7 protein-coding genes and 1 pseudogene are annotated in these 9,140 nt (G+C 33.5%); 7 read left to right on the forward strand and 1 reads right to left on the reverse strand.

Annotated features, from left to right (window positions below):
• From IAI56_RS14515 to IAI56_RS14530, 4 genes are all read left to right on the forward strand, one after another.
• Positions 1-920, forward strand: a 920-nt coding sequence (locus IAI56_RS14515; RefSeq protein WP_187658552.1) for a type IX secretion system plug protein, incomplete at its 5' end; no start/stop codon positions are given.
• Between the two features lie 69 nt (positions 921-989).
• Positions 990-1,376, forward strand: a complete 387-nt coding sequence (gene apaG, locus IAI56_RS14520) for a Co2+/Mg2+ efflux protein ApaG (protein ID WP_187658553.1) — start codon at positions 990-992, stop codon at positions 1,374-1,376.
• A gap of 140 nt (positions 1,377-1,516) precedes the next feature.
• Positions 1,517-3,145, forward strand: a complete 1,629-nt coding sequence (gene pruA, locus IAI56_RS14525; protein ID WP_187658554.1) for an L-glutamate gamma-semialdehyde dehydrogenase — start codon at positions 1,517-1,519, stop codon at positions 3,143-3,145.
• Between the two features lie 109 nt (positions 3,146-3,254).
• Positions 3,255-5,552 (forward strand): T9SS type A sorting domain-containing protein, encoded by a 2,298-nt coding sequence (locus IAI56_RS14530; RefSeq protein WP_187658555.1) that lies wholly within the window; start codon positions 3,255-3,257, stop codon positions 5,550-5,552.
• Positions 5,553-5,581: 29 nt separating this feature from the next.
• On the opposite strand, the gene rsmG is transcribed toward IAI56_RS14530, so the two are convergent.
• Positions 5,582-6,211 carry a 16S rRNA (guanine(527)-N(7))-methyltransferase RsmG gene (rsmG, locus tag IAI56_RS14535; protein ID WP_187658556.1) on the reverse strand — a complete coding sequence of 210 codons (630 nt, stop codon included), beginning with the start codon at positions 6,209-6,211 and terminating at the stop codon, positions 5,582-5,584.
• Between the two features lie 107 nt (positions 6,212-6,318).
• Here rsmG and IAI56_RS14540 point away from each other — a divergent pair, with 107 nt between their 5' ends.
• The 3 genes and pseudogenes from IAI56_RS14540 to purT all read left to right on the forward strand — a co-directional run.
• Entirely contained in the window at positions 6,319-7,413 is a 1,095-nt protein-coding gene (locus IAI56_RS14540) for a fatty acid desaturase family protein (protein WP_187658557.1), read from the forward strand.
• A gap of 112 nt (positions 7,414-7,525) precedes the next feature.
• Positions 7,526-8,713 (forward strand): pyridoxal phosphate-dependent aminotransferase, encoded by a 1,188-nt coding sequence (locus tag IAI56_RS14545; protein WP_187658558.1) that lies wholly within the window; start codon positions 7,526-7,528, stop codon positions 8,711-8,713.
• 101 nt (positions 8,714-8,814) lie between these two features.
• Positions 8,815-9,140, forward strand: a pseudogene (gene purT, locus IAI56_RS14550) (phosphoribosylglycinamide formyltransferase 2); the annotation flags it as partial.

Genomic DNA, 9,140 nt, shown 5'->3' on the forward strand with positions numbered 1-9,140 from the left:
CACATTATAAATTAGCATTCCCAAATCGTTTTACTCAGTTTAGAGTTAGCGGCAACTATGTGATAAAAATTCTGAATGATGATAAAGAAGTGGTTTTCTCTAGAAAATTTATTCTTTACGAAGAATTAGTATCGGTTCCAATGCAAGTAAAAAGACCAAGAAGCTTATCAGTAATTAATCAAAAACATAATATTGAATTTAGCATAAAATCTTCTACTATCAATTTCCAAAGCCCTTTACAAAACGTAAAAGTTATGTTACTTCAAAACGGAAAATTTAGCAATGCCATTACTAATATCAAACCACAATACACAATTGGTAATGATTTAATTTACCGATATGATTCTGAAACTCAATTTTGGGCAGGAAATGAATTTTTATTTTTTGAAAACAAAGATATTCGAGCAGCAAATAACAACATCGCCAGAATAGACACAAATGGTGGAATTTATAATTCACATTTATATCCGAGTCAAGCAAGGGCAAATAGCCCTTACACTTTTTTTCCTGACATAAACGGAAATTTTATAATTAAAAATATCAATGCATTGCGCAACGAAATAGAAGCTGATTATGCTTGGGTATTCTTCACTCTTTCAGCTCCAAGTTATTTTGGCAAAAAGTCAATATACGTAAACGGAATGTTTAATAATTTTGCTATTAATGAAGAAACTAAAATGGAATATAATGCTGAAAAAGGTATATATGAAAAAGCATTAATGATTAAACAAGGTTTTACAAATTTCCAATATGTAATTTCTGATGCAAATGGAAATCTTGATGAAGAAAATGCAGTTGACGGTAATTTTCATCAAACCGAAAACAATTACTTTGCCTTAGTCTATTATAGAGAAAACAACCAACGCTTTGATAGAATCATTGGAAAAGGCATTGCTAATTCTATAGACGCAACTTACTAAAAATTAACACTAAAATTGCATTAAGAATTGTATTTTTTGTAAATTTGGCACAATAAAAAATCGCAATAAGTGGTTACTCAAATAACACGAGGCATAAAAATTTCAGTTACTACTAGTTTTGAAGGCACTTACTTCAAGAACTACAAAATCCATTTTGCCTTCAGTTATGAGATTACCATTGAGAATCACAGTAAAGATTCAGTACAACTTGTAACTCGCCACTGGGAAATATTTGACTCACTAAATAATCTTGAAATTGTTGACGGCGAAGGCGTTATTGGAAAAAAACCTGTTTTAAAACCAGGAGAAACCCACACTTACAGTTCTGGTTGTTTACTTTCATCACCTTTTGGTGCAATGCGAGGTCATTTCAACATGATTAATTTTACTTCTACCCGAAACTTTAAAGTTATTGTTCCTACATTCAAATTGAGTGCACCATTTGCTTTGAATTAATTTCAATTTAAAGCAAACAATCTTTGATTTCTTCTTAACAATAATTCAAAAATTCCTTTGTACTTTTGTATAAAATTAAATTATTCTCAACAATCGAGTAGTCTAATTATATAAAGTCTAACGTTTTTAAACCAAATATTATGCTAAAAGGATTTTTTAATGTCCCAAAAGCGGTCAATGAACCCGTAAAATCATACGCACCAAATTCACCCGAAAAAGCAGCAGTTTTAGCCGCTTACAAAAAAATGTGGAACGAAACAATCGATGTTCCAATGTATATCGGGAAAGAAGAAATTCGTACCGGAAATACCAAAACTATGTCTGCGCCACATGATCACCAACACATTGTTGGAACCTATCACTTAGCAGAAAAAACTCATGTTGACAAAGCCATTTCATCGGCACTTGAAGCTAGAACTGCTTGGGCAAATTTAGCTTGGGAACAACGTGCTGCGATTTTCTTAAAAGCTGCCGAATTGATTGCTGGTCCATATCGTGCTAGAATTAATGCCGCAACAATGATTGCACAATCAAAAACTATTTTTCAAGCTGAAATCGATGCTGCATGTGAATTGATTGACTTTTTGCGTTTTAACGTAGAATTCATGACACAAATTTATCAAGATCAACCAAAATCAGTTTCAGATGTTTGGAATCGTGTAGAATATCGTCCGCTTGAAGGATTTATTTATGCCATTACACCTTTTAACTTTACAGCGATTGCGGCAAATCTGCCGGCAAGTGCAGCTTTGATGGGAAATACTGTCGTTTGGAAACCAAGTGACAGTCAAGTATTTTCGGCAAAAATAATCATCGATGTTTTCAAAGAAGCTGGCGTTCCAGATGGTGTAATCAATGTAGTTTTTGGCGATCCAGTGATGATTACCGATACTGTTTTGGCACATCCTGATTTTGCTGGAGTTCATTATACAGGTTCGACATTTGTATTCAAAGAAATTTGGAAAAAAATTGGAAACAACATTCATACATATAAAACTTACCCGAGAATCGTTGGTGAAACTGGTGGAAAAGATTTCGTCATGGTTCATCCAAGTGCCAATGTAAAACAAGTTGTTGCCAATACTATTCGTGGCGCATTTGAATTCCAAGGACAAAAGTGTTCGGCTGCTTCGAGAGCTTATTTCCCAAAATCACTTTGGAACGATATTAAAGAAGAAATGGGCAAAGAATTAGCTTCAATCAAAATGGGTTCGCCAGAAGATTTTAGCAATTTTGTAACCGCTGTAATCCACGAAGGTTCATTTAACAAATTGACTTCTTATATCGACCAAGCCAAAAAAGATGCTGATGCCGAAGTTATTTTTGGTGGAAATTATGATAAATCAAAAGGTTATTTCATTGAACCTACGGTTATTTTAACGACTAATCCAAAATATGCTACAATGGAAACGGAACTTTTTGGTCCAGTTTTAACGGTATATGTTTATGAAGATGCAAATTGGTCGGAAAGCTTAAAATTAGTTGATCAAACTTCAGAATATGCTTTAACCGGAGCAATTTTCAGTCAAGATAGATATGCTATTGAAGAAGCAACTATCGCTTTACAAAACAGCGCCGGAAACTTCTACATTAACGACAAACCAACTGGAGCAGTTGTTGGAATGCAACCATTTGGCGGTGCAAGAGCTTCAGGAACAAATGACAAAGCTGGTTCGATGCAAAATTTATTACGCTGGGTTTCTCCAAGAACAATCAAAGAAACATTTGTTACACCGGTTGATTACAGATATCCGTTTTTGGGAGAATAATTTTTCAGAAAAATAAACCTAAAAGTTCAAGTTTCGGCTTGGACTTTTTTTATTGTTTAAAAAATGAATTTTTTATATCTTTGATTGTCAAAAATTCAATAAATCTATTATGAAAATAAAAATTACTCTTTTCCTTAGCATTATCTTTAGTTTTTCTCTATTTGCTCAAGAAGACAATTGTATTCTTTTGAAAGAGAAATCAAAAACAAAAATTATTTATGATAGAGTTTTTGGGATTTCAAATGCCACATCCATAAAAAAAGAGGATGTTTCAACCAACTATTTTTATCAAGTATATCACGAAATACAACGCGCTGACTTTTTAGAAAGACTTCCTAAATTGGAGAAACTCAAAGAAAATGCCAACAAAGGCTTTGCCCAAAACGTAATTCCATTAAGTATTCTAATTTCAGATTTTGAAAAAATTAGTCAAAAAAGCATTGACAATAATTTAGTTTATATAAATGCAAACCAACAATTTGAAGCAAAACAAAATACAACTGAAATTTTTGATGAATATCAAATAAACTTAATAGCTTCAACCCTTTCAAAGTCTGACAGTAAAAATGCAACTTTTATTTTAAAGGACGATATGATTTTCAATACAACTTCAAGAAAAATTGAAACTATTTCTTTCCTGATAAATAATGAAAATCAATGGCGAACAATTCCAATTAATTCTCCTTTTTCAGTAAACTTTCCAACAACTGGAAAACAAATTATCAAAAGTAAAATAACGTTTACAAACGGCGATTCAATTGAACAATCTTTTTCCATAAACATTAACAACAAAAAGAAAAACAACACATTTAGAACTTCAAATGAAAATTTTCTACCAAACGTAGTTACTGACATTACCGCTACAATACCTTATCAAGGTCAAGGAGAAAATCAGGCGTTTTTTGGACAAGGTGAATACGAAATTTTTCTAGATACAAATGATGGTATTTTAGACAAACCTATTTTTCTGGTAGATGGTTTTGATCCGGGCGATACAAGAAATATTGCAACACTTTATTCATCGCTTGACTATGGAACGGGTCAAAATCTTGCCGACTATTTAAGAACAGAAGGTTACGATATTGTTTTACTAAATTTCCCAACATATACTAGAGCAAATACAACTACAGTAGTTGATGGCGGAGTTGACTTTATTCAAAGAAATGCTTTTATATTAGTTGAACTTATTAATCAAATTAATGCTCAAAAAGTAGGAAATCATAAAAACGTAGTTATTGGTCCAAGCATGGGTGGATTAATTTCTCGCTATGCTTTGCGTTACATGGAAATAAACAACTTAAATCACGACACACGATTATACATATCTTTCGATTCTCCACATCAAGGCGCTAATGTTCCTATTGGATTTCAACACTTATTTAATTACATGGCTTATGGACCATTAGGCATAACAGCCGTTCAACCAGTGGTAGATGGTTTATTAAAAAGTCCTGCTGCTAGACAAATGTTAATTGACCATTTTGAAGGACATTTACAAACTGGAAGTGCGTTTGAATTCAATACTGCATCTGCATCTTTATTACCAACTGGCGCACCAAATTTTAGAACAGCATTTCAGAGCGAGTTAAACACAATGGGATTTCCAACAACAGTTAGAAATGTAACTATTTCAAATGGAGCCAGTAATGGAGCTATGAATTATTCTCCAAATTTTGAGGTAATGAATTACACTTTCAACATCAGCAGTACACAAAGAGCTATTTTAAATCTTCGTTTTACACCAGCAGCTAATCAAACAAATCAAGTAAGTAGATTGAGAGCGCAACAATTTGTTGTCATTGTATGGGTAACAGGATTTGAAAGTTTAGCAAATTCAAAAGCACCAACATTTACCGATGGATTAGACACTGCTCCTGGCGGCAGATTTGACATGACTGGTTTTGAAGAAGGTTTAGGAGACGATCCATTATTAACTCAATTTTTTGATAACTTGAATGCTGATTATTTTACTTTTATCCCAACGTGGAGTTCAATGGCTATTTCAAACACCAATAATTTATATGCACCTATAAACTCAAATTCCGTTACTCCTTTTGTAGCATCTTCCATTCCAACTGTAAATGAAAATCACGTAACTTTAAATCAAAACAATGTAGCTTTCGCTATCAGTGAAATTTTAAATGGAGAACTAGCCACTAATGTAATTGCATTTCAGAGTTTATGGATAAAAAACCCAGCTATAAATTCTATCGAAATCAATACATATTACACTATTGAAAAGGCAGATATTAAAGTAAGTGACATTTTAGGAAAAACAATTTATGAAACAAAAAATAACACTTTAAATGGAAGTTTTGAAATTCCATTATCACTAAACAAAGGATTATATCTTGTTACTATTTCTAGCGAAAAAGGAAATATTACAAAAAAAATAATAAAACAATAACAAAAAGCCGCTCATTTTGAGCGGCTTTTTTATGCTTTAAACTTCAAAGGTAAATGAACCACTTTTTTAGTTTCAAAAAATTCATCTGAGAAAAAATTTGAAATATTATATTCAGTAGCTTTTGGAAAAGAAGCCAATTCTTCGGTTAAATCGCCACCTTTTAGATATAGAATTCCGTTTTTCAATTCGTGTTTATTTTGCTTTTTGATTTTGTCTTTTACCCAAGAATAAAAATCGGGCATATTCGTCACAGCACGACTAACAATAAAATCAAAATCGCCTTTTACATTTTCGGCACGAAGCTGTTCTGCTTTTACATTTTTAAGTTCCAATGCTTCGGCAACTGCTTGAACTACTTTTATTTTTTTGGCAATAACATCAATCAAATAAAAACGCGTTTCCGGAAATAAAATTGCTAACGGAATTCCTGGAAAACCTCCACCAGTTCCAACATCAAGAATATAAGTTCCGGGTTCAAAGGGTTGAACTTTTGCAATAGCCAACGAATGTAAAACATGTTTGGTATATAATTCATCAATATCTTTTCTAGAAATTACATTGATTTTTGAATTCCAATCGTGGTATAATGCTTCTAGTTTTTGAAATTGTTGTACTTGATTATCAGTAACGTTAGGAAATTGTTTGATAATTTCTTCCATGAATTTGAATTTTCAACAAAAATACTGTTTTAGTTGATAAAAAATGATTAATATCAGTTATAAAAAAATTATAATAATTACATTTGAAAAAATTTTGAATACTGAATATGAATACCACATCACCTACATTTTCAACTAAAGACAACTTAAAGTTCTTTAGAACATTAAATTCACGAGTAAACGCATACTTTAAAGAAAACAATTTAAAAAAGACTGGAAACTGGAAACTGCATTTAAAAACAATAATAATGTTTACCATTTTCTTAACGCCCTATTTCTTTTTATTAGCAATGGACATGCCGTTTTGGGCTTATTTATTGCTTAACATCGTTATAGGCGTTGGAATGGCTGGCGTTGGAATGAACGTAATGCACGACGGAAATCACGGTTCCTACTCCAGCAAATCATGGTTAAATAAAATCATGGGCGGAAGCATTTACATTCTTGCTGGAAATGTTTACAATTGGCAAGTGCAACATAATGTTTTACACCATACTTACACCAATATTCTTGGGCATGATGAAGATTTAGAAGCAGGAAGAGTTTTACGCTTTACCAAAGAAGCAAAATGGTATAGTCACCACAAATTTCAACATTATTACTCCTTTATTTTATACGGATTATTAACTTTCAATTGGGCAATCACTACTGATTTCCTTCAAATGAAACGCTATTTGAAAAGAAATTTATCGTATGGTGAATTTAAAAAACCAGCTATTCGTTGGACAACTTTAGTGATTACAAAAGTTATCTACTTCTCAATTTGGTTAGTTATTCCAATGGTTTTAGGAATTACATGGTGGAAAGTTTTATTAGGATTTTTAGTAATGCATTATACTGCTGGAGTTATTCTTAGTGTCGTATTTCAATTGGCACACGTTGTTGAAGACACTCATAATCCAATTCCTGATGAAAACGGGGAAATGGAAAACACTTGGGCAATTCACCAATTATACACCACCGCAAATTTTGCTCCAAAAAATTGGTTAATCAACTACTATACTGGCGGATTAAATCACCAAATTGAACATCACATTTTCCCAAATATCAGTCATATTCACTACGGAAAAATAGCTGAAATTGTAAAACAAACAGCCAAAGAATGTGAACTTCCTTACTACGAATTTAAAACAACACGAGAAGCTATCATATCACATTTCAAACATTTAAAAGAACTTGGAAAACAGCCACAGTTAGCTTAAAAAAGACAAAAAAATTACAAACCATTAAGAATGAAGTCAATAAGTTCGAACCTTACCTTTCTTACATTCTTAATGGTTTACTATTTAAACAATAATTTACAACAACACAACAATGAGCAACGGATTATCAGACAGAATTAACAATCTCTCTACATCACAAACCTTGGCAATGGCAGCATTGGCAAGAGAATTAAAAGCACAAGGAAAAGACATCATCAGCTTAAGTTTGGGCGAACCCGATTTCAATACACCCGATTTTATCAAAGAAGCTGCCAAAAAAGCCATCGACGAAAACTACTCAACCTATTCACCCGTTGATGGTTATCTTGAATTAAAAGAAGCCATTTGCAGAAAATTCAAACGCGATAACAATTTAGATTACAAACCGGCAAACATTGTAGTTTCTACCGGAGCAAAACAATCGTTATACAACGTTGCTCAATGCATGGTTAACGATGGCGACGAAGTAATTCTTCCTGCACCATATTGGGTTTCCTATTCAGAAATTATAAAAATGTCGGGCGGAATTCCTGTGGAAGTGCCTACTTCAATAGAAAACGATTTCAAAATCACACCACAACAATTAGAAGCAGCAATTACACCAAAAACTAAAATGATTTGGTACAGTTCGCCATGTAATCCTAGTGGTTCTGTTTATTCTCGCGAGGAATTTACAGCCATTGCCGAAGTCTTGAAAAAATACCCAAACATATACGTTGTTGCCGACGAAATCTACGAACACATCAATTTCTCGGGAACATTTTGTAGCATGGCTTCCATTCCTGGAATGTTTGAAAGAACGATTACCGTAAACGGAGTTGCCAAAGCTTTTGCCATGACTGGTTGGAGAATTGGTTACATTGGCGCACCAGAATTTATTGCAAAAGCTTGTACCAAAATGCAAGGACAAGTAACCTCTGGAGCCAATTCTATAGCACAAAGAGCTACCATCACAGCTGTTGATGCTGATCCAAGCGTACTAAACGAAATGGTTGCCGCTTTCAAAAGCCGTCGTGATTTAGTTGTGGGATTAATCAAAGAAATTCCGGGATTGAAAATCAACGTTCCCGAAGGTGCATTCTACGTTTTCCCAGATGTTTCCTCTTTTTTTGGAAAAACATTGCGAGGAACAGTAATCAACAATGCCGACGATTTCTCGATGTACTTACTATCCGAAGCTAATGTTGCCACGGTAACAGGAGACGCTTTTGGCAATCCAAACTGCATCCGTTTTTCTTATGCTACCAGCGAAGAACAACTTACTGAAGCCATGAGAAGAATCAAAGAGGCTTTAGCATAAAGAGACATAATTTTCACAAACAAAACCAATAAGGTATTAAGTTTCATTAAGTGTAAAATCTTAATTTTCTTAATACCTTAATGGTTTAAAATAATATCCAAATGTCAAAAATACTACTACTTGGCTCAGGCGAACTTGGAAAAGAATTCGTCATTGCAGCACAACGCATTGGGCAAACTATAATTGCAGTCGATAGTTATGAAAACGCTCCAGCTATGCAAGTGGCTCACGGGTTTGAAGTCATCAACATGCTTGATGGAGCAGAACTCGACCGAATTGTAGCCAAACACAATCCCGACTTTATTGTTCCCGAAATTGAAGCCATAAGAACCGAGCGTTTTTATGACTACGAAAAACAAGGCATTACCGTAGTTCCATCGGCAAAAGCGGCCAATTTTACTATGAATAGAAAAGCCATCCGCGACCT

The sequence above is a fragment of the Flavobacterium macrobrachii genome (genome assembly GCF_014486675.1).
Classification (GTDB): domain Bacteria; phylum Bacteroidota; class Bacteroidia; order Flavobacteriales; family Flavobacteriaceae; genus Flavobacterium; species Flavobacterium macrobrachii.

Coding starts and splice junctions, on each gene's coding strand:
- rsmG (WP_187658556.1), bottom strand. CDS start 6,211: ATGGAAGAAATTATCAAACAATTTCCTAACGTTACTGATAATCAAGTA.
- pruA (WP_187658554.1), top strand. CDS start 1,517: ATGCTAAAAGGATTTTTTAATGTCCCAAAAGCGGTCAATGAACCCGTA.
- IAI56_RS14530 (WP_187658555.1), top strand. CDS start 3,255: ATGAAAATAAAAATTACTCTTTTCCTTAGCATTATCTTTAGTTTTTCT.
- IAI56_RS14540 (WP_187658557.1), top strand. CDS start 6,319: ATGAATACCACATCACCTACATTTTCAACTAAAGACAACTTAAAGTTC.
- IAI56_RS14545 (WP_187658558.1), top strand. CDS start 7,526: ATGAGCAACGGATTATCAGACAGAATTAACAATCTCTCTACATCACAA.